Annotated in this window: 25 protein-coding genes; 20 read left to right on the forward strand and 5 right to left on the reverse strand. The window is 59.7% G+C overall.

Features of this window, described 5'->3' with window-relative positions:
- The first annotated feature begins 2 nt into the window (after positions 1-2).
- From EPK99_RS02055 to EPK99_RS02075, 5 genes are read left to right on the forward strand one after another with little or no spacing between them, the layout of a single operon-like run.
- On the forward strand, positions 3-749 hold the full coding sequence (locus EPK99_RS02055; protein ID WP_128440965.1) for an amino acid ABC transporter permease: 747 nt from the start codon (positions 3-5) through the stop codon (positions 747-749).
- On the forward strand, positions 746-1,528 hold the full coding sequence (locus tag EPK99_RS02060) for an amino acid ABC transporter permease (RefSeq protein ID WP_128440966.1): 783 nt from the start codon (positions 746-748) through the stop codon (positions 1,526-1,528). The genes EPK99_RS02055 and EPK99_RS02060 overlap by 4 nt, the downstream gene beginning before the upstream one ends.
- Before the next feature lie 13 nt (positions 1,529-1,541).
- Positions 1,542-2,330 (forward strand): amino acid ABC transporter ATP-binding protein, encoded by a 789-nt coding sequence (locus tag EPK99_RS02065; RefSeq protein WP_128440967.1) that lies wholly within the window; start codon positions 1,542-1,544, stop codon positions 2,328-2,330.
- Positions 2,327-3,673, forward strand: a complete 1,347-nt coding sequence (locus EPK99_RS02070) for an MmgE/PrpD family protein (RefSeq protein WP_128440968.1) — start codon at positions 2,327-2,329, stop codon at positions 3,671-3,673. The genes EPK99_RS02065 and EPK99_RS02070 overlap by 4 nt, the downstream gene beginning before the upstream one ends.
- Before the next feature lie 24 nt (positions 3,674-3,697).
- The gene (locus EPK99_RS02075; RefSeq protein ID WP_128442118.1) at positions 3,698-5,014 is read left to right on the forward strand and encodes an LLM class flavin-dependent oxidoreductase; all 1,317 of its coding nucleotides are present in this window, start codon (positions 3,698-3,700) and stop codon (positions 5,012-5,014) included.
- 2 nt (positions 5,015-5,016) lie between these two features.
- On the opposite strand, the gene EPK99_RS25200 is transcribed toward EPK99_RS02075, so the two are convergent.
- The gene (locus EPK99_RS25200) at positions 5,017-5,181 is read right to left on the reverse strand and encodes a hypothetical protein (protein WP_164901671.1); all 165 of its coding nucleotides are present in this window, start codon (positions 5,179-5,181) and stop codon (positions 5,017-5,019) included.
- Positions 5,182-5,544: 363 nt separating this feature from the next.
- Between EPK99_RS25200 and EPK99_RS02080 the strand changes: the two genes are divergently transcribed.
- From EPK99_RS02080 to EPK99_RS02090, 3 genes are all read left to right on the forward strand, one after another.
- Positions 5,545-5,754, forward strand: a complete 210-nt coding sequence (locus EPK99_RS02080) for a cold-shock protein (protein ID WP_128440969.1) — start codon at positions 5,545-5,547, stop codon at positions 5,752-5,754.
- Positions 5,755-5,935: 181 nt separating this feature from the next.
- Positions 5,936-6,316: a DUF6481 family protein gene (locus EPK99_RS02085; RefSeq protein ID WP_128440970.1), complete on the forward strand. Its 381-nt coding sequence runs from the start codon at positions 5,936-5,938 to the stop codon at positions 6,314-6,316.
- A gap of 73 nt (positions 6,317-6,389) precedes the next feature.
- Positions 6,390-7,430 carry a fatty acid desaturase gene (locus tag EPK99_RS02090; protein ID WP_128440971.1) on the forward strand — a complete coding sequence of 347 codons (1,041 nt, stop codon included), beginning with the start codon at positions 6,390-6,392 and terminating at the stop codon, positions 7,428-7,430.
- 33 nt (positions 7,431-7,463) lie between these two features.
- Here the strand turns inward: EPK99_RS02090 and EPK99_RS02095 are convergent, their stop codons facing one another.
- The 3 genes from EPK99_RS02095 to EPK99_RS02105 form a co-directional block, all read right to left on the reverse strand.
- Positions 7,464-8,363 (reverse strand): glyoxalase, encoded by a 900-nt coding sequence (locus tag EPK99_RS02095; protein ID WP_128442119.1) that lies wholly within the window; start codon positions 8,361-8,363, stop codon positions 7,464-7,466.
- Between the two features lie 98 nt (positions 8,364-8,461).
- A complete protein-coding gene (locus tag EPK99_RS02100; protein WP_128442120.1) occupies positions 8,462-8,725 on the reverse strand; it encodes a XapX domain-containing protein in 264 nt (87 codons plus the stop codon).
- A 148-nt stretch (positions 8,726-8,873) separates the two neighbouring features.
- Complete coding sequence (locus EPK99_RS02105; RefSeq protein ID WP_128440972.1) at positions 8,874-10,454, reverse strand: Na+/H+ antiporter; 1,581 nt, start codon at positions 10,452-10,454, stop codon at positions 8,874-8,876.
- Positions 10,455-10,677: 223 nt separating this feature from the next.
- Between EPK99_RS02105 and poxB the strand changes: the two genes are divergently transcribed.
- From poxB to EPK99_RS02130, 5 genes are all read left to right on the forward strand, one after another.
- Complete coding sequence (poxB, locus tag EPK99_RS02110) at positions 10,678-12,414, forward strand: ubiquinone-dependent pyruvate dehydrogenase (protein WP_128440973.1); 1,737 nt, start codon at positions 10,678-10,680, stop codon at positions 12,412-12,414.
- 587 nt (positions 12,415-13,001) lie between these two features.
- On the forward strand, positions 13,002-16,517 hold the full coding sequence (locus tag EPK99_RS02115) for a chemotaxis protein CheB (RefSeq protein WP_128440974.1): 3,516 nt from the start codon (positions 13,002-13,004) through the stop codon (positions 16,515-16,517).
- The gene (locus EPK99_RS02120) at positions 16,517-16,900 is read left to right on the forward strand and encodes a response regulator (protein WP_128440975.1); all 384 of its coding nucleotides are present in this window, start codon (positions 16,517-16,519) and stop codon (positions 16,898-16,900) included. The genes EPK99_RS02115 and EPK99_RS02120 overlap by 1 nt, the downstream gene beginning before the upstream one ends.
- A 29-nt stretch (positions 16,901-16,929) precedes the next feature.
- Positions 16,930-17,898, forward strand: coding sequence for a chemotaxis protein CheB (locus EPK99_RS02125; RefSeq protein ID WP_128440976.1), 969 nt, complete (start codon positions 16,930-16,932; stop codon positions 17,896-17,898).
- Between the two features lie 50 nt (positions 17,899-17,948).
- Complete coding sequence (locus tag EPK99_RS02130; protein ID WP_245455597.1) at positions 17,949-18,320, forward strand: response regulator; 372 nt, start codon at positions 17,949-17,951, stop codon at positions 18,318-18,320.
- A 307-nt stretch (positions 18,321-18,627) separates the two neighbouring features.
- Here EPK99_RS02130 and EPK99_RS02135 read toward each other — a convergent pair whose 3' ends face one another.
- Positions 18,628-19,356: a GntR family transcriptional regulator gene (locus EPK99_RS02135; protein ID WP_128440977.1), complete on the reverse strand. Its 729-nt coding sequence runs from the start codon at positions 19,354-19,356 to the stop codon at positions 18,628-18,630.
- A 17-nt stretch (positions 19,357-19,373) separates the two neighbouring features.
- Here EPK99_RS02135 and EPK99_RS02140 point away from each other — a divergent pair, with 17 nt between their 5' ends.
- The 7 genes from EPK99_RS02140 to EPK99_RS02170 are packed head-to-tail and all read left to right on the forward strand — an operon-like array spanning position 19,374 to position 25,528.
- The gene (locus EPK99_RS02140; RefSeq protein ID WP_245455717.1) at positions 19,374-20,525 is read left to right on the forward strand and encodes an ABC transporter substrate-binding protein; all 1,152 of its coding nucleotides are present in this window, start codon (positions 19,374-19,376) and stop codon (positions 20,523-20,525) included.
- On the forward strand, positions 20,522-21,961 hold the full coding sequence (gene hydA / locus EPK99_RS02145) for a dihydropyrimidinase (RefSeq protein ID WP_128440979.1): 1,440 nt from the start codon (positions 20,522-20,524) through the stop codon (positions 21,959-21,961). The genes EPK99_RS02140 and hydA overlap by 4 nt, the downstream gene beginning before the upstream one ends.
- Positions 21,952-22,713: an SDR family oxidoreductase gene (locus tag EPK99_RS02150; RefSeq protein WP_128440980.1), complete on the forward strand. Its 762-nt coding sequence runs from the start codon at positions 21,952-21,954 to the stop codon at positions 22,711-22,713. The genes hydA and EPK99_RS02150 overlap by 10 nt, the downstream gene beginning before the upstream one ends.
- Complete coding sequence (locus EPK99_RS02155; protein WP_164901673.1) at positions 22,706-23,485, forward strand: D-glutamate cyclase family protein; 780 nt, start codon at positions 22,706-22,708, stop codon at positions 23,483-23,485. Before EPK99_RS02150 ends, EPK99_RS02155 begins: the two co-directional genes overlap by 8 nt.
- Positions 23,482-23,916 (forward strand): GlcG/HbpS family heme-binding protein, encoded by a 435-nt coding sequence (locus EPK99_RS02160; protein WP_128440982.1) that lies wholly within the window; start codon positions 23,482-23,484, stop codon positions 23,914-23,916. The genes EPK99_RS02155 and EPK99_RS02160 overlap by 4 nt, the downstream gene beginning before the upstream one ends.
- Positions 23,913-24,752 carry an ABC transporter ATP-binding protein gene (locus EPK99_RS02165; protein ID WP_128440983.1) on the forward strand — a complete coding sequence of 280 codons (840 nt, stop codon included), beginning with the start codon at positions 23,913-23,915 and terminating at the stop codon, positions 24,750-24,752. The genes EPK99_RS02160 and EPK99_RS02165 overlap by 4 nt, the downstream gene beginning before the upstream one ends.
- The gene (locus tag EPK99_RS02170) at positions 24,749-25,528 is read left to right on the forward strand and encodes an ABC transporter permease (RefSeq protein ID WP_128440984.1); all 780 of its coding nucleotides are present in this window, start codon (positions 24,749-24,751) and stop codon (positions 25,526-25,528) included. Before EPK99_RS02165 ends, EPK99_RS02170 begins: the two co-directional genes overlap by 4 nt.
- Positions 25,529-25,754 lie beyond the last annotated feature (226 nt).

The following is a 25,754-nucleotide window of genomic DNA, read 5'->3' on the forward strand; positions in this document are numbered from 1 at the left end:
ATATGCAGGACATGAACCTGAGCGACCTGTTCGTCAGCCTGACGAGCAGGATCGGTCTGAATTACGAGTTTCTGGCGACAGGATACGAGTCGCAGATCTGGCGTGACGGTTTCGTCACCACGCTCTATCTGGTCGCACTCCTCATTCCAGTCAGTCTGATTTTCGGCCTGCTTTTTGCCGCCTGCCTGACCTCCGGCAAGCTATGGCTTTCATCGCCGGTACGCGGCTTCGTCGAGTTGACCCGCAACACGCCGACGCTGGTGCAGCTGATGTTCAGCTTCCTGGTGCTCAACACCTTCGTGTCAAACCTCGTCGGCGGAGCGCAGAACAATCCGCTGACGCCGTTCTTCTGGGTCGTGGCGGTGGTCGGACTGCATATTGCCGCCTTGCATGCGGAGGCGATCCGCGCCGGCATCGAAGCGGTGCCGGCCTCGACTATCGAGGCGGCGCGCGGCATAGGCTTCAGTCAATTCCAGATCCTGAGATATGTCGAGGTGCCGCTGGCGTTCCGCGCATCGCTGCCGGCCATCGTCAACAATCTCATCAATCTGGTAAAACTGACGACGGTCGGCAATGCGATTGCGGTGAGCGAGATCACCTATGCCTCGATCATGGTGTGGACCCAGCGCGACAACGTGGTTTCGCTCATGATCGCCATCCTTCTATTCTTCAGCATCATCAATCTGATCGTTGCCCGGATCGGCCTGTGGGTCGAACGCAAACTTGCCGTGCCGGGGTATGGCATATGAACACTGTCGCTCTTGCCCCGCCCCGCAAACGTCGGCATTTACTCCGCAATTCGGGCTTCCTGGCTCTGCCGCTGATCATCCTGGTATGGTCGGTTGCAGATCCGAGCCTTGGCCGTGAGCTGTTGGATTGGGTGCCCTATCTCGCCTCCGGCTTCATGATGAACATCGTCATCGCCCTCTTGGCCATGACGCTTGGGACGCTGGTCGGCACGCTATTCGGCATTCTCGAGCTCGCGCCATATCGGCTGGTGCGCTATCCGGTCGTCGCTTACGTGCAGGTGTTCCGCAATGCGCCGCATCTCGTGCTGATCTTCGCGACCACCTACATCTTTCCGTTCGAAATCGTCGTCGCCGGGCACTATCTGCCGTTTCCCGACTGGGTAAAGGCGGTGATCGGGCTTGCCATACCTGCCAGCGCCTATGTGGCCGAGATCACGCGTGGCGCCATCCAGTCAATTCCGACCACACAGTGGGAAGCGGCAAAGGGTCTCGGCTTTTCCCAAGGGCAGGCGCTTCGCTGGATCATCCTGCCGCAATGCCTGCGCCGCTCGCTGCCGCCGTGGATGAATCTGTTTGCGTCGATCACCATGGGCACGGCGCTTGCCTCGCTGGTCGGCGTGCACGAACTCCTGCACGCCGCGACCGACGCCAGCACGGCCGTGCGCCGCCTCGACTTCACGATCGTCGCCTATCTCGTGGTGATGGCCGCCTTCTTCATGCTTTGCTACCCGATCTCGCGCCTGACACGACGCCTGGAGGGCCGCTTCAACGCGGCTTGAGGATTTTGAGACGATGAACACATCCGCCGACAATGCGATCGTCCGACTGGAAGACGTCCACCTGTCCTTCGGGCAGACGCATGTGCTGAAGGGCATAGACCTCACCGTCAACAAGGGCGATGCCGTGTCGATCATCGGGCCGTCCGGCTCGGGGAAATCGACCATTCTGCGCTGCATCAACGCGCTTGTGCAGCCGCAGAGCGGCCGCATCACCGTCGGCGGGACCCGCGTCGATCAATTGAGCAAGGAGAGCGAAAGGATTGCGCTGCGCAAACGTGTCGGCATCGTCTTCCAGCAATACAATCTCTTTCCCCACCTTACCGTACTGGACAATATCGTGCTGGCGCCCACCCGCATCCTCGGCGCCGACCGGCGAGAGGCGGAAAAGCTTGCCCGCGAACTGCTCGACAAGGTGCGGCTTGCGGAAAAGGCGGATGCCTATCCAGGCCAACTGTCCGGTGGCCAGCAACAGCGGGTGGCAATCGCACGTGCGCTCGCCATGAAGCCGGAACTGGTGCTGTTCGATGAGGTGACCTCCGCGCTCGATCCGGAAACGGTGGGCGAAGTGCTCTGGGTGATCCGCGATCTCATCCGCGACGGCATGACCAGCATTCTGGTGACCCACGAAATGCGCTTTGCCGAGGAAATCAGCGATACGGTCGTGTTTACCGAAAACGGCCGCATCATCGACCACGGCTCGCCCGAGCAGATATTCCACACATCCGACAACCCCCGCATCCGCCAGTTCGTCGGCGGCCTTTCCGGCGGGCGCGGCGCAGTGCGCGACGGCGAAGGAATTTGACCATGGCCCCTGCGCCCCTGACCCAAGCCCTAGCGCAAGTGATCATCAGTTCCGATCCGACTGCCGATGCTGCCGCAATGGCTGCCGCCCGGACGGCGATCATCGATTTCCTCGCCTGCACGATTGCGGGCGCCGGTGACCGCACGACCGGCATCCTGGCCAAAGCCGTCGGCGCCGATTTGCCCGGCAACGCGATCCTGGTCGGAACCAGCCGACGCACGGATCCGCTGGTTGCAGCCGTGGTCAACGGCTATGCCGGTCATGTTCTCGATTATGACGACGTCCATTCCAGCGTGCGCGGCCATCCGACGACGGTCATCATTCCGGCCCTGCTGGCGCTTGCCGCCGAACGGGAATTCACGGCAGAGGAAATGGTGGCATCCTATGTCGTCGGCTTGGAGGCCATGGCGCGGCTGGGCCTGTCGATCGGCTCAAAGCACTACGAAAACGGCTTTCACGCAACGGCGACACTTGGGACCGTGGGTGCAGCGGCAGCGATTGCCCATCTGACGCGCTCCTCCGTCGAACGGACGGCCGTCGCGCTCGGGCTTGCGGCAACCCAGTCGTCGGGCCTGCGGCTGCAGTTCGGCTATGACGCAAAACCCTATCACGCGGGCATGGCGTCGAGGTCCGGCCTGCTCTCGGCGCGGCTGGCGGCAGCGGGTTTCGGCGGTGCGCCCGATTTCCTGGACAACCCTGTAGGGTTCCATTCGGCCTATGCTTTTGGCGCGGACAATCTTGCCGCGCTCACGCAGAACTGGGGGGTGCCATGGCAAATCGTGGCACCGGGACTGACGCTGAAAGCCTATCCGTGCTGCACTGCCAGCCATCCGGTCGCCTCGCTCGGCATCGACCTGCATAATGAGGGCCTGCGCGCCGACGCAATCGACAGCATTACCTTCACCTATCCGCCGGGCGCCGATGCAGCATTGGTGGTGAGCAAGCCGACCAATGGCATCGAGGCCCGCTTCAGCCCCGAATATGTGTTCTCCGCGGCCCTGATCGACGGTGCCTTGCGGCTCGACCACTTTGATGACCGACCCGTGCAGCCGCGCATCATGGGGCTTGCCGAGCGGGCGAGCCGCCGCCATGACGGAAGTGCGCCCCGCATGTCGAGCGATCCCACGACCCGGTTCGTCATTCTCGATATCGCACTGCGTGACGGCAGCACCATCACCCGCCGCTTCGATGGCCTGCCGGGTGTCACGGATCCCACGCAGAAATTTCGGGATGCGACCGCCGACAACCCCGCTTTTGCCGAGATCCCCTCGTTCGTCCGCTCCATGAGCAATGCCGCCGATCTGAACCAACTGCTGGCCTTGCTCAACCAGGACACCGTCTGAACCTGAATGACGAAAGACCTTGCCATGACCACCAAGCGACAAATCCATCTCGGCCTGTTTCTGCAGGGCGCCGGTCACCACGTCTCCGGCTGGCGGCATCCGCGTGCCGAGGCCGGCAGCGAGAATTTCGACCTTCTGCGCCGCGTATCTCAGATCGCGGAAGCGGCAAAATTCGATATGGTGTTTCTGGCCGACGGCCTGACCAGTAGCCTCGACGCACATCCTTCCACGATTGCCCGCTTCGAACCCTTGACGCTGCTGGCGGCGTTGGCCGTCGTCACCGATAGAATCGGTCTGGCGGCGACATCGTCGACCACCTATGGCGAACCCTATCACACGGCGCGCGCCTTCTCCTCTATCGATCATCTGAGCCATGGGCGCGCGGCGTGGAACATCGTCACCACCTCCTATGCCCGCACCGCCAACAATTTCTCGAAGTCGCATCCGGACCATGACGAGCGTTATGCCGTCGCGGAAGAATTCGTGGATGTGGTGCGCGGCCTCTGGGACAGCTGGGACGACGACGCCTTCATCAAGGACAAGCAGAGCGGCGTCTACGCCGATCCCGCCAAGCTTCATGTGCTAGATCACAACGGTAAATATTACTCGGTCAAAGGCCCGCTCAACATCCCGCGTTCGCCGCAGGGACATCCGATCCTGATCCAGGCCGGGTCTTCCGGCCCCGGCCAGGACCTCGCGGCGCGCACGGCCGACGTGGTGTTTACCGCCCAGCAAAGCCTTGAGGAGGCGCAGGCTTTTTACAAGAGCCTGAAGGAGCGGGTCGTTCGTGCCGGCCGCCAGCCCGACGACGTTGCGGTCATGCCCGGCTTCCTGCCGGTGATCGGGCGCACGGCCAAAGAGGCGGAGGAAAAGCTGGCCGAGCTTGACCAGTGGACGGACCTCAAGAGCGCCATGCCGCTGCTTGAGGAACGGATAGGCCACAGCCTAGCCGACTACGATCCCGACGGCCCGCTGCCGGACCTGCCGATCTCCGATCAGCTGCGCAGTCGGGCGGAACTGCTGACCGCGCTTGCACGACGCGAGAACCTGACGATCCGCCAGCTGGCGCTGCGCGTTGCAGCCGGTCGCGGTCATCATGTCGTGCTCGGCACCCCGGTCGAAATCGCCGACCGCATGCAGGAATGGTTCGAAGGCCGCGCCGCCGACGGCTTTAACGTCATGCCGCCCTTCTTCCCGGAAGGGCTCGAAGATTTCACCCAGCTCGTCGTGCCGATCCTGCAGGAGCGCGGACTGTTCCGCACCGAGTACGAGGGCACGACACTGCGCGACCATCTCGGACTGGCGCGGCCTCAGCTGCGGTCCGTTCAAAGCAACTGGTGAAGTCAGCGCGTGGGTGCTTCGGATCCGCTGAGATAGAAATATGCCCATACCGCTGCAAGCACTGCAACGAGGGCGAGGAGCGTCAGCAGGCGGCGCAGCCATAGTGGCATGTGCCGTAGCTGCTTCGGCGGCTTGGGACGCTGGAACTTTATGACATTATCGCTCATGCCTTGTCTTAACCGAGCATCGCAGCGGCGCCAATACGGAATTGGCGCGGACGCGGTTTCGCTCTGCGTCTGAAACCTGTCCTTGCTGTCTTTCTGCGGTGCGAGACCTGTTGAAACACGAGTTCTCCCCTCCTCGCGCCAACCTATGCCAATGCTCACATCCATGGCTAAATAGCCTTTGAACCGAACAAGCGGTTGACGCTCCGGCGCTTGCGGTGTATCAAGAACCCATCGATACTTTGTTTGCCGGTCTTTGTTTTTGCTGCGCCTTGTGCCTCTTGACGAACTTTCCCTCTCAAAAGTCGAAAAACCATCGTGCGTCGCCCGGTGGGATATTAATCTTTGCTATGAAAAGGGTTCGTTATGGCCACTGGCACAGTTAAATGGTTCAACGCCACCAAAGGCTTCGGCTTCATTCAGCCTGACGACGGCAGCGCCGACGTTTTCGTTCACATCTCTGCTGTCGAACGCGCCGGCATGAGCTCGATCGTTGAGGGCCAGAAGCTCTCCTTCCAGCTCGAGCAGGACCGCAAGTCGGGCAAGATGTCCGCAGGCCAGCTTCAGGCCGCTTAAGCTTTTAGCCACCCCATGACCACGGATGTACCGGCATGGCGGCAAAAAGATTTCAAAGGCCAGGCATATGTCTGGCCTTTTTCCATTTTGAGCAACTGGCTCCGTCCATGGATGACATGGTAATACGCCAGACACGATCGGCCTCTAAGAGGGGCTACCCACATCGGATAGGGACACTATATTGAGACATCCTAACGACAATAGCTTTGCCGAGCGCCGCAAAACTGCGGATAATGCCAAGCGCGAGCTTTTGACGAAATTTGCATCCGCGCCGAAGGCGACTGATCCTGGAATGCAGGAACGCCTGGCAGCTCGCGAGGCCGTCGCCGCAGCAAGAACCGCCCGCCGCGCAGAGCGCGAAGCCCTCAAGGCGGCTGAAAATGAACGCCTTCTCCGTGAGGCAGCTGAGGCCGCTGCTGCTGCCGAAGCGCAGGATCGGGCCGAGGCAGAGGCACGGCAGGCGGAAATCAACGACCGCGTTTCACGCGTCGTCGCTGATGAAGCTGAACGCAAGGCCGAACGCGATCGCCGTTATGCGGCACGCAAGGCCCGTAGAGCCTGACGGTCATATGTCTGGGAGTGGGGTCTAGCCTGCTTCGGTGCCGCTCATCGCGGCCGGAAAGGGATTGGATTTCATGAACGCCCATGCCCGCGCAATCGAGCCGCCTTTGCATGACGATGCCGGTGCTTGGCTTAAAATCCTGGCCAAATACCGGCAGCCGCGGCCAGCCCGTAGCGTCTTCGAGCTTCTCGTCACCGTGCTGCCCTTGGCCGCTTTCTGGGCGGGGGCGTATATCTCCATCGCATACGGATTCTGGCTAGGATTGATCCTGGTTCTCCCGGCCGCCGCATTCCTGCTCCGGCTGTTCATGATCCAGCACGACTGCGGGCACGGCTCCTTCTTCGCCCGGCGGCAGCTAGACACATGGACGGGGCGTACGCTCGGCGTCCTGACACTTACCCCTTATGATTACTGGCGCCGCGCACATGCGGCCCATCATGCCTCGGCCGGCAATCTCGATGAACGCGGCGTGGGCGACATCACGACACTCACGGTGGCTGAGTATCAAGCCCTCAATTGGTCCGGGCGTCTGGGCTACCGCCTTTACCGGCATCCGTTGGTAATGTTCGGCATCGGCCCGACCTGGCTCTTCCTTTTCAAGCACCGCCTGCCCTTCGGCATGATGACATCAGGCGCGCTGCCTTGGGTGTCCACCATGGCCACCAATCTGGCAATTGCCGTGCTTGCGGCTTTGTTGATCTGGGCTGTCGGCCTCGTTCCTTTCCTGGTCGTTCATCTGCCCGTCGTATTACTGGCCGCCGCCGCCGGCGTCTGGCTTTTCTACGTGCAGCACCAGTTCGAGGAGACGCACTGGTCGAAGACGGACGACTGGCAGTTTCCGGAAGCCGCCCTGCATGGCGCCTCCCATTATGACCTGCCCTTGGTGCTTCGCTGGCTCACCGGCAATATCGGCGTCCATCATGTGCACCACCTGTCGAGCAGAATACCTTACTACAGGCTCCCGGAGGTGCTGCGCGACCACCCGGAACTGGCGGGGATCGGCCGCATAACCCTCCTGCAGAGCTTGCATTGCGTCCGGCTCGTGCTGTGGGACGAGAAAATCGGCAAGCTCGTATCCTTCCGCGATGCCGCAAAGACAGCCACCCGCGGTTAGGACCAATCGACATTCCAGTTCGCGCGTGGCGCTTCAAGGGCGACGAAGGGAATGGATTTCGGCGATATAGCCTCCGGGAAAGCTCACCATGGCAGCGGCGCGTCCGTCCGAATCATAGGGACCCGCTAGGAGCTTCGCGCCGCTCTTTTCAGCACGCGCAAGCGTATCCGTCAGTTGGTCGGTCTCATACCCTGTGACCTCGTGGCCATAAGGGAACGGCAGGTGGCCATCGGTCACCAGCAGAACCATCTTGCCGAAGTTCGAATCGATACGGATGCGCCGGAATGTGTAGTCGGGCCGTCCGATCTCCACTCCCGCCGCATCCTTGTCGTCCGACACGACTTTCCCACCGGAGAACTTCAGGAAGGCTTCCGTGAAAGCTGAAGCGGCATCCGGTGAAAGATAGACACGGTTTTCCGGCACTGTCTTCAGCGGCTCATAATTCGGCTTTGTATTGTGCCAATAGAGCTGCATGTTGACGCCGCCCGGCCACTGAACCACCGCGTCGCGGCCGATCGGATCGGGAAATGGCGCGACCGTGAGGATCGCGCCTGCAGCACGCGCAGCCTCGACGGCCTTGTCGAAATCCGTCACCAGAAATCCGTTTCGCTCCTTCCCGAAAGGAGCGGGAATCGGCGTCTTGAAGCCGAAGAGCGAAACCGTGCCTGCTGGTGTCTGGACAAGCTGCGAACTCGTGCTGCTCGGCGTCGGAGTAACCGTAACAACCACCTGCTTTGTACTTGCTCCGCCGAACGTCTCGGTAAAGCTCTTGACGAACTGGTCGATGTCATCAGGCGCAACATAGACATGCGTCGTATCGTATTGCGGACCCACACTATATGCAGGATCGGCGAAGGCCGGCCGATCCGCCAGGAGCGCCGAGGAAAAAGAGACTGCAAGAACGGCGAAAGCCGATATGCGTTTGTTGGGCATATTGTTGTTCCGTTTTTCAAAAATTGCGGCGACATCGAACTTGGAAGCGCCCGCCACGTGCATGGCGAGGCTTGCGGGCATGAACATCCGCTCAGGCCTCAGTCCTTCCTTGATGAATCCGGGCTGTGCTTGGCGCCCGGAAGATGGCCGAACATATGCGGTTTGACGTGATTGAACCATGACACTGCAGCCGGTTCTCTGTTGATCATCCCCCTGGCGAACGGGACGATCTGCTCTCCGAACAGTATCCCGAGCAGACCGACGAGTGCCACCAGCGGCGGCGCGGGCGACTGCACGCCGAGAAGGCTGTAGATCACTCCGACCAGGAGGCCGGCAATCAGCGATATGACGTAGGTTTTCATGAGCGATGGCCCGATCGTGGAAAAGAAATGCAAAGACAGGATGGGCAAAAACATGCGCTTGTTCTTGTCTGTTTATCGGCCTTTTGCATTGTTCGACTGAACTTCACGCCGCACACGCTCCCCTATCAAGGCTTCGCTGGTCCATTCGTTACTGGCGGTTTTCCGCGGCGAGTTCCTGAAGATCCAGCTCCCGTTCCAGCCGCCGCATGACGCTGTCGTGGATTTCGCCGGTGCCGCGCATCTTCAGGATCTCCGCACGGCCCGCATGAATGGCCTGCAGCACAGCCTCGAAATGGGCCGACTTGATCACGTCATGCGTGACGCGATCCGCTTCGTAGTGGGAGGCAACTTCGGCCCGGTGCTTGTATTGCTCCAGCAATCTCGGATGAGCCTGCGTGCCATCCGTGTTGCGCGACAGCCGCTGAACCGCCTGGTATTGCGCCTGCGCGACCCGGCGCCAAGCATTAGCTTCGTTTTCTGCAATCGTTTGCTGTTCGTCCAGATTTCCGATCTTCAGGAGAGAGACCAGAGCTCCGAGCGTCGTCCCTTGTAGAAGCACGGTCACCACGATGACGGCGAAAGCTGCCACAAGAACGATATCGCGTCCCGGCATTTGCATCGGAAGCGAAAGCGCGCCGGCAAGCGTGACCACGCCTCGCATTCCGGCCCAACTGATGACAGTCGCAGTCGCGAGCGAAGATGCTTCGCCGGATAGGCGGGATAGCGGGACAAATCGGCGGACGACGCCTGAGCCCAGGAGCCACACAAAGCGGGCGACGATGACAACGACGACGATGCCGGCGATCGGCAGGGCAAGTTCCGCGATACCCTCCCGCAATCCCCCGATCCTGTCCAAGACACCGCGCAACGACAGCCCTATCAGGATGAAGAGCAGTGATTCAAGCAGGAAGGCGAGCGCACGCCAGAAGGCATGCGTGCGAATCCTGGTTGCCGCGCTGAAGGCTTCGTGCTGATGCCAGCCCAGCAGAAGGCCTGTCGTCACCGTAGATAGAACCCCCGAGCTGTGCAGTCGTTCTGCAGCGATGTAGGAAAGTGCCGTCAAGATAAGCGTGGCCGTGATGATCAGCTCGCTTTCTCGCAGCCTTCGGATCACGAACAATCCGAGCCAGCCGGCAAGGAGACCGACAAGCACGCCCCCTATCGTTTCCCATGCAAAGGAGCCGATGGCCTCCGACAGGCTGAAACTGCCGGTCAGGGCCGCGGCGACGGCAAAGCGAAAAAGGACGAGGCCGCTGGCGTCGTTGACCAGGCTCTCCCCTTCCAGAAGCGCCGTGATCCGGCTTGGCAAGTGCAGCCTCTCAAGAACCGCAGCTGCGGAGACAGCATCGGGTGGTGCGACAATGGCGCCGAGCGCGAACCCCACGGCCCAGGGAAACTGCGGGAACAGAAGATGGAAGACGACGCCGACGCTGAAAGTGGTAAACGCAACGGCCCCCAGAGCGAGCGAGGCTATGCCGACAAAATAACGCTTGAAGTCTCGCCAGACGGTGAAATAGGCGCTGTGCATCAGAAGAGGCGGCAGAAAGATCGTCAGGATCACTTCGGGCGCGATCTCGATGGTTGGCACGCCCGGGATCAGGGCAAGCACGATGCCGCCCACGATCAGGGCTGCTGCGGGAGGCAAATTCAGTCGCCGCGCCGCAAGCTCCAACACGATGGTAAGGCCAAGCAGGAAGATCACGAACTCGTAAGCGGATTGTGGCGACATGGGTTTTCCGGTGGGTCAAGGAACTTGTGATGGTCGCATAACAAGAACCCTTTTGCTTGGACAATATACCTGTCTTGGTGCCGGGGCTGGCACCGTCCGATGTGTCGCCTTCGGACACGATAACCATGTGAAGCTGAGGCCATCCAACTTCAGGATTTTGTGACAAGATTTCCCTTCATTCTCCATCTACCTTCGAGAGATAGAAAAGAGATGGAGCCTTTGCATGACCCAGACCGTCGCAGATCAATTTGCCGCTACGCTCGCCGCCGCGGGGGTAAAGCGCATATTCGGCGTTGTTGGCGATAGTCTCAACGGTATAACGGATGCCATCCGCCGGCAGGGGCTTATCGAATGGATCCATGTCCGGCATGAGGAAGCCGGTGCCTTTGCCGCAGCAGCCGAGGCACACCTGACAGGATCTCTTGCCGTTTGCGCCGGCAGTTGCGGTCCCGGCAATCTCCACCTCATCAACGGGCTCTTCGACGCACATCGGTCTCGTGTCCCGGTGCTTGCCATCGCCGCGCAGATCCCCTCCTCCGAGATCGGTTCCGGCTACTTCCAGGAGACCCATCCCCAAGATCTGTTTCGCGAATGCAGCCATTATTGCGAACTGATCGGCGATCCGGTGCAGATGCCGAGAACGCTCGAAATCGCCATCCGCGAAGCCGTCGGTCAGCGCGGTGTGTCGGTCGTCGTCATTCCGGGCGATATCGCGCTCAAGCCAGCACCCTTCCCCCACACGCCGAAACCGGAAGCCCTGCGGCCGAAGGCACCCCTCATCCAGCCGCAGCAAAGCGACATCATGGCGCTGGCCGAAATGCTGAACGGCACCGAGAGCCGCGTCACGCTCCTGTGCGGCTCCGGATGCGCTGGCGCCCATGACGAAGTGGTCGCCCTTGCCGCCAGGCTGAAGGCGCCGATCGTTCACGCTCTGAAGGGCAAGGAACACATAGAATACGACAATCCTTATGATGTTGGCATGACCGGCCTGATCGGCTTTTCTTCTGGCTATTATGCGATGAAGGATTGCGATGTTCTTCTGATGCTGGGCACCGACTTCCCCTATCGCCAGTTCTATCCCGAAGGATCGGGCGTACGCATTGCGCAGATCGATATCCGCCCCGGCCAGATCGGGCGGCGGGCATCGGTCGATCTGGGGCTTGTCGGCGACGTCAAGACGACGATCGCCGCGCTGCTGCCAGCTTTGCATGAGCGGACCGAAAGCATCCATCTGGACAAAGCGACGAAGCATTACCAGAAGGCACGCAAGGATCTGGATGCTCTGGCGGCCGGAGGTGGAAAGGGCATCATCCATCCCCAGCAGGTTGCCAAGGCGCTCAGCGATCTTGCGTCCGAGGACGCGGTCTTCACCTGCGATGTCGGGCTTCCCACAGTTTGGGCCGCGCGATATCTCGCGCTGAACGGCAAACGGCGCCTCGTCGGCTCATTCTGGCATGGGTCTATGGCAAACGCCATGCCACATGCGATCGGGGCACAGGTGGCGTTTCCGCAGCGGCAGGTGATCTCCATGTCGGGCGATGGCGGCTTTGCCATGTTAATGGGGGATTTTCTGACGCTTGCGCAATTGAACCTCCCGGTGAAAGTGGTCGTCTTCAACAATTCCGCCTTGGGCTTCATCGAAGTGGAGCAGAAATCGACGGGTTTCCTCCCGAACGGCACGGAACTGAAGAACCCGAACTTTGCCGCCATGGCTGAGGCCGTTGGGATCAAGGGGATACGGCTTGAGCATCCGGACGATGTGGAACGCGGCGTGCGAGAAGCACTGGCGCATGACGGCCCGGTCCTGATCGACGCGGTGGTAGCCCGGACCGAGCTACCCGTTCCGCCCTCGATCAATCTGGAAATGGCCAAGGGCTTCACCCTCTATATGGTCAAGGCGGTTTTCAGCGGGCATGGCGACGAAATCGTCGATCTCGCAAAAACCAATCTCTGGCACTGAGCCCGGGCAGCTATTGCAGCACGTCGCGCAAAAGTGTGTAGCGGTTTTTCGTCAACGGCATGCGATAAAACAAAGGCTTAAGGCGTGGAAGCGAATCTGAAAGATCGCGACATGCTTGTCTTATGATTATCCCCGCTTCTTATGAGAAAAAACAGCGCCGGCTCGGGTAGCCGCCCTTGCCGGCGATGGGGGAACGGATCGGTGACGCGCAGGCCGCCATTCTGACCGATGCCGGCCGAGCTAAAGTTTGATCGCCCCATCTTTTCCAATCGTCCTGAACGGATACCCGGAGTTGAAACTCCGGATGACAAGCATGGAAGACGGAAAAGATGCTCGATCAAAACGGATACTTTAGGGATGGCTGTGCGGTAGATTGGCCGGGATTGGAACCTCCGAAATTTCTCGACAGAAGCGAGCTGAAGAGGCTTCTGTTCGCTTATACATCTGGGAACGAAACGACCGCATAGGTACGCGTCTAAGGCTTTTGTCGATTGATGCGACTGCAGATGTTTCGTCTGGGTTCGCACAACTCATGTGATAGGGTCCCCGCGACGGAAACATAAAACGGGTACGAACGGTTAGATCGCATGAGGAACGAACAAGACGACTCCACGCGCCTCGGCCTGATTGTCGGGATCGGTGCTTCCGCAGGCGGCCTCGAAGCCTTCAAAGCGTTTTTTGCGAACTTGCCACCTGATAGCGGCATGGGATTCGTGCTCGTGCAGCATCTCTCTCCAGATCACGAAAGCATGCTGACCGACATCCTTGAACGGGAATCGCCGATTCCCGTTGTCGAAGCTCGTGATGGCATGCGCGTCGAGCCGAACCGCGTTCACGTGATCCCGCCCGACGCCACCTTGACGATCAGGGATGGGAAGCTCGTCGTCCTCCAGCCGGCACCGCCGCGCGCGGACCGTAGACCAATCGACTCCTTCTTCGTCTCGCTGGCAGAGGACCAGAGCGACAACGCGGTTTCGATCGTCCTATCGGGCGTCGGAAGTGACGGATCAGTCGGGATCGGGGCCGTAAAGGAACACGGCGGGCTCACAATGGCCCAGGCGGAGTTCGACCACCACGCAATGGCGGGTATGCCGCAAAGCGCTGCGGCCACCGGTCTTGTAGATTATGTCATGCAGGTCGAGGACATGCCTGCCAAGTTGATCGAATATCGGGATCACCTGGCGCTGGTTGCGGACCGCAAGGATGGCGACGGCACGCGGAAGGACGCCGCAGAGCACCTAGCGACCGTTGTTGCCGTCCTTCGCTCGAAGACGGGGCATGATTTCGCGAAATACAAGATCAAGACAGTCACCCGCCGCATTCAGCGACGTATGCAGGTCCTGCAGGCCGACACTGTCCTGGACTATATCAAGCATCTGCGCGAAGAGCCCGCCGAGCCTGAACTGCTGTTCAGGGACTTGCTCATCGGCGTCACCGAATTTTTCCGTGATCCGGAGGCGTTTCATGGCCTGTCGGCAGCGATCGACGAGATACTCGAACGCAGCAGCGGCCCTCGATCCCTGAGGGTTTGGGTAGCGGCCTGTTCAACGGGAGAAGAGGCCTACAGTCTCGCCATTGTCATCCGCGAGATCCTCGATATGCGTAATGCGGATCTCGAGGTCCAGATCTTTGCAACTGATATCGACGACCGTGCGATCGAATTCGCCAGGGCTGGCCGCTATCAGCGCACAACGGGGATCTCACCGGAACGCCTTCAGCGATGGTTTTTCGAAGAGGACGGTGCGTTCTGCCCGAACCGACAGATCCGGAGGATGTGCGTGTTCTCAGTCCACAACGTAACGAAGGACCCGCCGTTTTCCAGGCTCGACCTCATCTCGTGCCGCAACCTCATGATCTACATGGACGGTGATCTGCAGGATCGCATCTTGCGGACTTTTCATTACGCCTTGAAACCCGACGGTCTCCTGTTTCTCGGGCTGTCGGAAGGCGTGAGCCGCCATTCCGAGCTTTTCGCCGTCAAGGATAAGGCTGCTCATATCTTCCAACGATCCGATGGGGATGCGGCGTTTCCCGGTATGCCGATGCCCGCCCAGACGCCCGCAACCAATCGCCTCGCCGGGGAGCGGGGCGGAGGGGCCGGTGACCGGGTGGACCGAGCGGTGCGTGCGGCGTTGGCAAAGCACTCGCCGGCGTTTGTGGTCGTCGACCGTCAGAGCAACATCGTGCGGTATTCCGGCGGAGAGGTTGCCCGCTATCTAGAACCTTCGGCTGGCGTTGCGAGCCTCAGCCTCCTTTCCAACCTTCGGAAAAACCTGCGGATCACCGTGCGGACTGCGCTGCAGACGGTAGTCAAGACCGGCGAGGCGGTGGTCACCGACAACGTGTCGGTCCTCCTCGAAGGCCAGCAGCGCGTGTTGAGCGTTATTGTTGAGCCCGTGCCCGATACGGGCGGTGAGGGGCTTTGTGTCGTCGCGTTTCAAGAAATGCGCATGTTGGCGACAGAGCCGTCAGTTGGCGCCGACGGAAGCGCACGCAGCCCGGAAGCCGTGGCCGCGGAGCAGGAGCTTCGCACCGTCCGCGTACAGTTGCAGGCGATGATCGGCGATCTCGAAACGGCGAACGAGGAGATGAAATCCTCGGCGGAAGAGTATCAATCGGTCAACGAGGAGTTGCAGTCGACGAATGAGGAGCTGCAGACTTCGAAGGAGGAAATGCAGTCGATCAACGAGGAGCTGCAGACCGTCAATGCCGAGATGATGGCGAAGAACGACCTACTCTCCAACCTCAACAGCGATTTGCAGAACCTGCTCGACAGCACCCAGATTGCGACGATCTTCCTGGACGAAGACCTCCGTATCAAAAACTTCACGCCCGGGATGGCGGACATCTTTAGCCTCCGAGAGAGCGACCGGGGTCGGCCACTGACGGATATCGTCAGTCTCCTTGCCTACGACGACCTGCGACGCGACGTCGCCAAGGTATTGCGCGAGCTGACGGTGATGGAGCGCGAGCTCGAGCTTCAGGACCGCGGCGCATCGTTCGTCATGCGCATCCGACCATATCGCAGCATCGAGCGGGTGATCGAGGGGGTCGTCGTTACCTTTGTCGATGTCACGGCACGGAAGGAGGCAGAGCGGGCGAAAGACGTTAGCGAGCGACGCTTTACCGCGATCGTCAATCAGGCTGCCGTGGGCGTTACCGAGACAGATCTCGAAGGCCGCTTCCTGCTCGCCAACGCTGCGTTCGAGACCATGGCTGGTCAATCCGCTGAAGATCTGCGCCAGATACATCGGCATGACGTTATCAATCCAGAGGATGTCGATGCGGTCAGCGCGCAGTTCGAGCAAGCGACCCGCGATGGCAAGCCGTTCGAGGTTGAATATCGTCTTCTAAGCGCAGAAGGAACATCTATATGGGTCCACGACAGCGTCTCCGTGCTGGGTGACAGCGACGGTCGCATAAGCAGCGTCATCTCGGTGACGCTGGAAATCGAGGAACGCAAGCGGGCCGAAGAACATGCGGCATTGCTCTTAGGCGAGCTTGATCACCGGGTGAAGAATATTCTGGCCATTGTTTCCTCGATCGTCGCCCAAACACTGAAGACAAATTCTTCACCCGAAGAGTTTGCGGAGACGATTTCAGGCCGCATCACCGCGATCACACGTGCTCATAGTCTCTTGACCAGCCGTCGTGCGGGCGGCACCGGTACTTTGCGCGATCTCATAGAGACCGAACTCAAGCCGTATGGCGATCGGGCGTTGCGGATCGAAGGTCCTGAGGTAGCGCTTACACCCAAGGCCGGGCTGTCAGTGGCGATGGCCATCCACGAACTGGCCAGCAACGCCGCAAAATACGGCTCATTATCAGTAACCGAAGGCCAGCTCACGATTTCTTGGTCTGTGACGGAGGGCCTCGATCGGCGGTTGCAGTTGAGCTGGACGGAAGCCAATGGGCCAACAGTTTCCGGACCGCCCGCGCGACGCGGCTTCGGCACGACTGTGATCGATCGCTCATTGAGTTATGAATTCGACGGGGAGGTGACGCGTAGCTTCGAACCGAGCGGCGTCGTTTGTATGATCGAACTTCCCTTCACCCCAGAAGTTGGAGAACTTCGAACATCGGATAGAGGAGGAGGCGGCTGATGACTTTCCACCGCAATGCAGAAGGCCGCCAGGTGCTTGTCGTTGAAGACGAGATGACGATCGTACTGGCAATTGAAGAAGCCCTGCTTGCCCTCGGTGCGCAGGTTGTCGGTCCTGCATCGCGTGTTGACGTAGCCATCCAACTGGCAAGCGAGGTGTCGCTCGATGCTGCGATTCTTGACGTCAACATCCGGGGAGGAAATTCGTACGCGGTCGCGGACATTCTCGCCGAACGGGGAATACCGTTCGTCTTCTGCAGTGGCTACAGCGACTGGGCAATCGAAGAACGGCATCGTGATCGGCCCCGTTTGACGAAGCCTTACAGCTTGAACGAACTGACGGAGCGGGTGCTGCAAATGCTGGAACCGCTACCTAACGCATAGAGCATCGAACCGGACGAGGTGAATGAGCCATGAGGAAGATCATCGCAATCGGCGGATCGGCAGGCTCGATCCAGGTCATCCGGCAAATCTCCAGTATGTTGCCACCGGACCTGCAGGCCTCCGTCCTCATCGCAGTTCATGTCGGAGCCGGCAATCAGGATCTCCTCGCCGGCATATTGGACGGCGGAGGGCCGCTTCCGGCGTCCACCGCGGTTGATGGCGAGCCGGTAGAGGAAGCGCGTATCTACGTGGCTCCCGCAGACCATCATCTAGTGATCGAAGGCAACTTCATCCGCCTGGGACGAGGGCCGCGCGAGAACATGGCGCGACCGGCGATAGATCCGCTGTTTCGATCCGCAGGGCTCAGCGTCGGACCGAGAGCAATTGGCCTCCTGCTTTCCGGGATGCTCAACGATGGGGCCTCTGGCTTGGCCGACCTCAAACGCTGTGGGGGCGTAACGGTCGTCCAGAACCCGCTTGACGCCTTTGAAAGCGAGATGCCACGAACGGCATTGCTGGCAAGCGACATCGACTACCGTGCGCCCGCCAGGGATCTGGCCGCTCTTCTGATCCGCCTCGTGCAGGAAGAGCCGGGCTTGGCGGTGCCCTCACCTTCCAGCGTCGAGCTTGAGGTGGCGATCGCGTTGGGACGGCCTTCGGATACGCCCACTATCGCCGAAATCGCTGATCCGGTCCCATTGAGCTGTCCCGGATGCGGGGGGACGATGTCGCAGATCAGGCGCTCACCACTGCGCTTTCGTTGCCAGGTGGGGCACGGCTATACTGCCGAAGCCCTGGCTCACGAGCAGGAGGGCTCTGTCGATGAGGCAGTTCGCATGGCGGTCAGGGTCATCGGCGAACGCGCCGTTCTGATGGAGAAGATGACACTAGACGCGCTGCAGGCCGGCCGAACAGCCGCTGCTGCAACTTTCGAAGAACGCGCCCAGGAGTACAGACGTTCCGCCGACGTGCTTATGGATGCGGCGCTTAGCGGCTAGTTGGTAATTAGCCTATCACAATGTGCAATTACGCTGCCGAAAACGGGACAATGAACATGATGACGGGAAACCAATATTCGGGGAAAAGGATTCTCGTCGTTGAAGACGATTACTTAATCGCCCAGCAATTGGTGGACTGGCTCGAAGAAAACGGTGCTCAGGTCGTCGGTCCCGCACCAAATGTCGTTCGGGCTTTGGCATTGGCTCAAGGCAATAGCCAGCTTGATGCCGCTATACTCGATATCAACCTGAACGGCGAGATGGTGTTTCCAGTAGCGGACCTGCTACTTTCCCGATCCGTGCCGTTCGTCTTCGCGACCGGCTATGACGGCAAGGATATTCCAGACCTATACCACACCGTGCCGCGCTTTTCCAAACCTATCGAAGGCGGCGATCTGCAGGACACATTGTTCCGGCGCTAAGCTGATCCTGCCAATCGCTGTCGAGGTAGCCTGAAGAAAGGTGAGTTCCTGCCCGCCGAAGCTATTGTCCGCGTCGAGATGGTTTGCTTTTGTGGCGTCTGAGTATTGCTGATTGGCGGAATTATAATCCAGTATTTTACCATCGGTAGATTACGAATGGAGACTGGGTGGGAGTGTCCTCGGAGAGTAGAGCCGGCAACTGAGGTCGTGCCGCCCAGTTTGTCGCAAAAATCAGGCCGCGATTTTGATGCGAAAGTTAGGAGATCTACCCGTCGTCTCCCGGAGCGAAAGCTGGGCGCAAGCGCAGTCAATTCCTTCCTGTGCCGAACACGCCAAACATATCGAACGCAACAGGACGTCGACGATCAAGTGCTAGGCCGTCCTGGATTTCGATGATGTGTTCGCGCATGAGAGAAACCGCTTTTTCGACTTCACCGGAAGCACAATGATCAAGGAGGTCGTCGTGATGGTCATGCCATCCCGCAAGCCCGACCTGATTGTCGAACAGATGCACGATGAGGCTTGTCCGGGCCACCAGCAGTCGAACTTGTTCAGCCAGAATGCGGTTCCCAGACAGTTCAGCCATAAGCACGTGGAAACCACCGGAGAGGTGGATCGCCTCGCGTATATAGCCCTGCTGTCTCAGTTTGTGCTCTTGCTCGATATTGTCGCGAAGTCTGGCGATCGCTGCCGGATCAGAGGCCCGTGCCACGGCTTCCGTGGTTCCAGACTCAATTGCTACACGGGCGGCAAACACTTCGACCGCCTCAACAGCATCCGGAGCCGCCACAAACGCTCCGCGCTTGGGAAAGAACACGACGAGCTTCTCCCAGGTCAACCGCTGCAAGGCTGTTCCGATAGTCCGCCGTCCAACACCGAATGCCTCCATCAGCGCGAGTTCGGTCAGCTTGGTCCCAGGGGGAAGCCGTTGATCGACAATCGCGGCGAATAGATGCGTATAGGCTTCATCGGCATCCTCAACTTTCGGCCGATTGCGGTCGTTCATCACGCCCACCAACCGTTTGTTCTGCTTCATTGTTATTCTCTTTGGCGATGTTTGTCGCGGCGGATTGTGCGCAATCGTGTGCGCTGCGTTGTTTTCGTTCAAGTTCGCAGACTGGCACGTGCCTTGCAATACTATCCATAGGCAATACCAAACAGGGGAATGACATGCACAATTTCACCTCTACGCGTCGGACCATCCTTCAGCTCGGCCTCGCGGCGCCCTTTGTCCTCAAAGCACGACGGAGTTTTGCAACGACGCCGGTCAAATTCTCGTTCTCCGCACCTTTCGACGGCTCGAACTCTCCATTTCTCTTGGCCGAGAAAAATGGCTGGTACAAAGAGGCCGGACTGGAATGCCAGTTTGATGCCGGTGGAGGGTCTGGTGAAGCTGCTTCTCGCACAGGATCGGGTGTTTACGACGGGGGGACCGTCGATATCAACAACGTGGCCGAATTCAATTTCAAGAACCCAACTGCAGAAATCAAAGCTGTCTACATGCTCTATTTCAAGAGCCCGCTCTGCGTCGCAACGCTGTCGAAATCCGGCATCACCAAGCCGTCCGACCTCGCCGGCAAGACGGTCGGTGCGGCGGCACCCGATGGTGCCTACCGGTTGTTTTCGACCTACGCCAAGACGACATCGGTCGATCCATCGACCATCAAGTGGAACATGGTGGGCCTGCAACTGCGTGAAGCAGTGCTTGCCGGTGGCAGCGCGGATGCCATCCTAGGATTTGATTCAACCATGTATTTCGGGCTGGTCAAAGCTGGCATCGCACCCGCCGACATCAGGTTTCTCTACTACGCGGATGCAGGTCTTGACCTCTACGGCAACGCAATCGTCCTGTCGAAGAAGTTTCGTACCACCAATCCTGAAGCCGCCAAGGCATTCGTTGCTGCCAGCGCCCGCGGTTACCAGGCAGCTGCGGCCGACCCAAAAGCCGCTATTGCCGCCCTCAAGGATCACTCTCCGCTGATCAATGCGGGGTTGGAAGAAGAAAAACTGCGCTGGCTGGTGAAGAACCAGTTCACCACCGAAGAAACCAAGAAAAACGGGCTCGGCGGCATCGACACCGAGCGTCTGTCAAAGTCGATGATCGCGGTCGCCGAGGGTTTCGGACTGCCATCCGTGCCCAAGTCGGAAGATCTGTTCGACGCCTCGCTCCTGCCCTCCGCTGACATCCGGAAGCTGCCGGCATGAGCTTCGACCTGGTGATCCGCGGCGGGACGATCGTCACAGCCTCCGATGTGACGAAAGCCGATCTCGGCATCCGAGATGGCATCATTGTAACGATTGCGGATCACATTTCCGGCGGAGACGCCGTCATCGATGCCGGCGGGCTGCTGGTCCTGCCCGGTGGCATCGACGCGCATTGTCACCTGGATCAGCCCCAGGCGCCAGGGCTCGCATCCAAGGGTGCTAAGATGGCAGACGGATTCCGATCCGGAAGCATCAGTGCGGCCTATGGCGGCACGACAACGATTGTGCCCTTTTGCGTGCAGCATCGTGGCACATCCCTGACGGCAGCCGTCGCAGACTATCACGGCCGGGCCGAGGGCCAGTCGGTGATCGACTACGCGTTCCATCTGATCGTCAGCGATCCGACACCCGCAGTTCTCGGACAGGAGCTACCGGCACTGATCCGCAGAGGCCATACCAGCATCAAGGTCTACATGACCTATGACGCGATGGTACTCAGCGATCGGCAGATTCTTGACGTCTTTGAAACCGCACGTCGCGAAAAAGCGGTGATGCTGATCCACGCGGAAAACCACGAGATCATCGGCTGGCTGGCCGAGCGGCTGGAACAGAATGGCCACACAAGGCCGCTCGGTCATGCCCATTCGCGACCGCTTCCTCTGGAACGCGAAGCGACGCATCGCGCGATGACACTTGCCGAGATTGCGGGCGTGCCGCTGGTTATCGTGCATGTCTCAGGCGGCGATCCGCTGGACGAAATCCGTCGCGCCCGCGCCCGCGGTCATGTCGTCATCGCCGAAACCTGCCCGCAATATCTCATGTTGACGGAAGACGACCTCGATATGCCCGACATGCTGGGCGCCAAGGCTATGTGCAGCCCTCCGCCGAGAGATACCCAGGCGCAGGCAGCGTTGTGGCGGGGGATCGAAGACGGCACGATCGATATCTTCAATTCCGATCATGCACCTTATCGGTTCGACGGTGAGGGTAAGCTGAAGGCTGGACCCAGTCCGACGTTTCGAGCGGTCGCGAACGGCATTCCGGGTCTCGAAACCCGGCTACCCATTCTGTTCAGCGAAGGCGTTGTCAAAGGAAGGATAGACCTCCAGCGTTTCGTCGCACTCACCTCGACGAACAATGCCAGGCTCTACGGACTTCATCCACGCAAGGGAACGATCGCAGTCGGCTCAGACGCCGACCTTGCGCTGTGGGACCCAGAGCGGCGGATGACCATCACCAACGACCTGCTGCATCACAATGTCGACTACACCCCATTCGAAGGTCTGGAGGTGCAGGGCTGGCCACAGACGGTGATCAGTCGAGGCGAGATCATTGTCGATAAAAATGAATTGAAAGCCATGCCGGGTCGGGGTCGCTACCTCACCCAGGAGACGTCATCTGCCTGGAAGACACGGGAGATCAAGGCATGGATCTGAAGATTGCAGACAGACGCGCGCTGGTTCTCGGCGGCAACCGCGGCATGGGGCTCGCGATTGCCAAAGCGCTGGCCGCCGAGGGAGTGGCTGTCACGATCGCCGCACGCGACGAAGAGGCACTTGCCCATGCGGCAAAGGAGATCGGCGCCGCCGATACGATCACGGTCGACCTTTCCAATACCACAGCGCTTGCCGCATTTGCAGCCAAGGTCGGAGACATCGACATCCTCGTCAACAACACCGGCGGTCCGCCCTATGGCAGCGCTATTGGCCGCGATCCGTTGGATTGGCAGGAAAGCTTTCAGAGCATGTGCCTTTCCGTCATCCGGTTAACCGACCTGTTCCTTCCTGCGATGCGCGCCAAAGGCTGGGGCCGCGTCGTTACGGTCGTCAGCACCGGCGCGATACAGCCGATCCCCGTGCTCGGTATATCCAACACGCTTCGGGCTGGGCTGATCGCCTGGTCGAAATCACTTGCCCCGGAAGTGGCCAAGGATGGCGTAACCGTCAATATCCTGATGCCGGGCCGGGTCGCAACCGACCGTGTCGCCTTGACCGATGACGCCACGGCCGCGCGGGAAAACATCCCCGTTGAGACCGTGCGACAGCGATCCTTCGTGCAAATTCCGATGGGCCGCTACGCCGAACCGGAGGAAGTTGCGGCAGCCGCCGCGTTCCTCTGTAGTGGTGTCGCATCCTACGTCACAGGATCCGTTCTCAGGGTCGACGGAGGTTATGTTCGCCATGTCTAAGAAGAGCCCGGTCGAAACCGGATCCGACGTACGTGTGGCGGCCCGCTCCGGCTACACTGGTTTTACCGTCGGCCGTGCTCCAAGTTACGTGCAGGCGAACATCTACATCGTGCCCAACCCCTTTGCCCGAGACTTTCTGGCATTCTGTCACGCCAACTCCGTAGCGTGCCCAATTCTGGGCAGAGGCGAGACAGGCTCATACTGCATGCCTGCTCTCGGACGAGACATCGATATCCGCACCGATCTGCCCTCCTTTCTCGTACATGAGAACGGTCTCGAGCGATCCGTGGGAGGCATAGTCGATCTGTGGCAGGACGATCTCGTCGTTTTTGCCGTGGGATGCTGGCTCGGAGCAGAGGGAGCGCTCACAAAGGCTGGCATCCGTATGCGTCACCGCGAACTTGGCCTGCAGGGCGGGCTTTATCGTACGTGCCTTGCCACCACCCCTGCCGGCCCTTTTCACGGACCCCTGGTCGTCTCTATGCGCCCGTTTCACAAGGAAGACATTGACCGGGTGACGTTAATAACGGCCGGCATGCCGCTCAGCCATGGGGCTCCTTTATACGTCGGCGATCCGGCCGAGCTTGGAATCAAGGCTCTCGACCACGCCGATTGGGGAGATGTCGTTCTTCCCAACGAGGATGAGACTGCTGTCTTCTGGCCCTGCGGGCTGACCGCTCTACAAGCTCTGAAGAACGCACACATACCCTTTTTTATCAGCCATGCACCGGGCGCCATGCTCGTGACCGATCTCAAGGAGGTGTTTGCATGACCCTTGTTCGTCCGGCATTCAAACTGACGCATCGCGGTGCCATGCTTATCCTTAACGCCGCGATCGATGCCGCTGAGGACATGGGTGTTCCGCAATGCATCGCCATCGTTGATGAAGGCTGCAATCTTTTGTCGTTCATCCGGATGGATGGCGCGCGCGTCCTGTCCATCGAGAGCGCTACCCGCAAGGCGATGACCGCTGCGACAACAGGGCAGCCTACTGGTGGCATTGCCGCCGACAAGGCGCTTCTGCTTGCGGAAGCGACGTCCGGCCGGATGACCAACCTGTTCGGAGGCCTGCCACTGATTGCCGACGGTCATATTGTCGGCGGCATAGGAGTCGGCTCCGGCACGGGCGAACGGGACCTTCAGATTGCCGAGGCGGCAGTCGCGGCCTTCAACCGTCATATGAACGGAGGGACGTCGGCATGACAGCCACGAACGATCTCGCGACACACCAGACAAAAAGAATCGCACAGCTCGAAGACGTCCAGGTCCGGTTCGGCCAGGGAGACGATACTTTCCTCGCCCTCGATCGAACGAACCTTGTCGTTAATTCCGGCGACTTCGTAGCCATGGTCGGTCCATCCGGCTGCGGCAAGTCAACAATCCTGAAACTTGTCGCCGGTCTGCTCCGTCCGACCGAAGGCGTCGTTTTCGTGGCAGGACGGGAAGTGGGCGCCGAGCACGTCGGGATCGGCATGGCCTTCCAGAACCCCACCATGCTGCCCTGGCTGACAATCAGGCAGAATATCATGCTGCCGCTTAAGATCGTGAAACCCTATGCCGACACCTTCCGGCGAGACAAGCATACAGCTTTTAGAGATCGCGCCGACGCGCTACTCGCCAAGGTCGGCCTCACCGGTTTTGGGGATCGCCGGCCCTGGGAGCTTTCGGGTGGGATGCTGCAGCGTGCCAATCTGTGCCGAGCACTTATTCACTCGCCCCAGTTACTGATGCTGGACGAACCGTTCGGTGCGCTCGACCAGTTCACACGTGAGGAACTCTGGGCCGTACTGCAGGATCTATGGATCGAGACCAAACCCACCGTCTTCCTGGTAACCCATGATCTCAGAGAAGCGGCATTTCTTGCCAGTCGAATTCTCGTCATGAGCGCGCGCCCCGGCCGCGTCACCGAAGACCGACAGGTGGAATTCGCCCGGCCGCGCACGCTCGAAACCACATTCGAAGCCGAGTTTACGGACCTGACCAACGATTTACGGCGCATGATCTTTGCAGCCCGCCAGAGCAAGGAGATGACGACATGAGGGTCTCTAGAAAATCACAGGAAAACCTGAAGGCCGCGGGCTTTATCGTGGCTCTGTTTGCGATCTGGGAGATTGCCTGCGTTTTGTTCGAGGTCAGTCCAATCGTGCTGCCACGACCGAGCGCAATCTTCTCGACGCTCTTCGTGCAGATGCCGGCTTTGTGGCCACACATCGTCCAGACGCTGGGCACCACTATGATCGGTTTCCTGCTCGGAACCGTCATCGGCCTGGCGCTTGGTGCCTTTGTCGGGATCTCACGAACAGCCTACAACACAGCCTATCCGCTGCTGGTCGGGTTTTCATCAATCCCGAAGGTGGCAGTGGTGCCTATATTTGTTCTCTGGTTCGGCTCGGGGACGGTTCCGGCAGTTCTGACCGCGCTGACGACCTGCATTTTCCCCATTGTCGTGAACGTCGCAACAGGTTTGGCGACAACCGAACCTGAGATGGAGGACGTGTTGAAAGCACTCGGCGCAAACCGTCTCCAGGTGTTGTGGAATGTCGGGCTGCCACGGGCCATGCCTTATTTCTTTGCTTCCTTGAAGGTTGCCATCACGCTTGCCTTCGTCGGAACGGTTCTTTCTGAAACTGTTGCCGCCAACAGGGGCATTGGCACGGTGATGATGATGGCGACTTCGAGCTTCGACGTGCCGCTTGCCTTTGCAGGGCTATTCGCGCTCGCGATCCTCGGGGTTGCGCTTTACGCAGTCTTCGCCGTCATCGAGCGCCGCGTTTGTGGCTGGGCCAATCGCAAACAGGAATTCGCTCTGAACTGAGTTCCAGACCGAATCACATCTTTGACCACGCTGGCGCGACAGTTCCCGTGAACCAAAGGGTGTGCCTTCAACTCTGACATATGAGGTTTAAAATGGCATTGGATCCATCACAAGGCTATCCGCTTCTTTATGTCGAATCCACCTTCGATGGCGGGCGCTACATATTTCTCCCCGACAAGAATACTCGATACGTCCATCAGAACGTCGGGCAGATATATGACGTGAT

This window comes from Neorhizobium lilium, assembly GCF_004053875.1.
In the GTDB taxonomy this organism is placed as follows: Bacteria; Pseudomonadota; Alphaproteobacteria; order Rhizobiales; family Rhizobiaceae; genus Neorhizobium; species Neorhizobium lilii.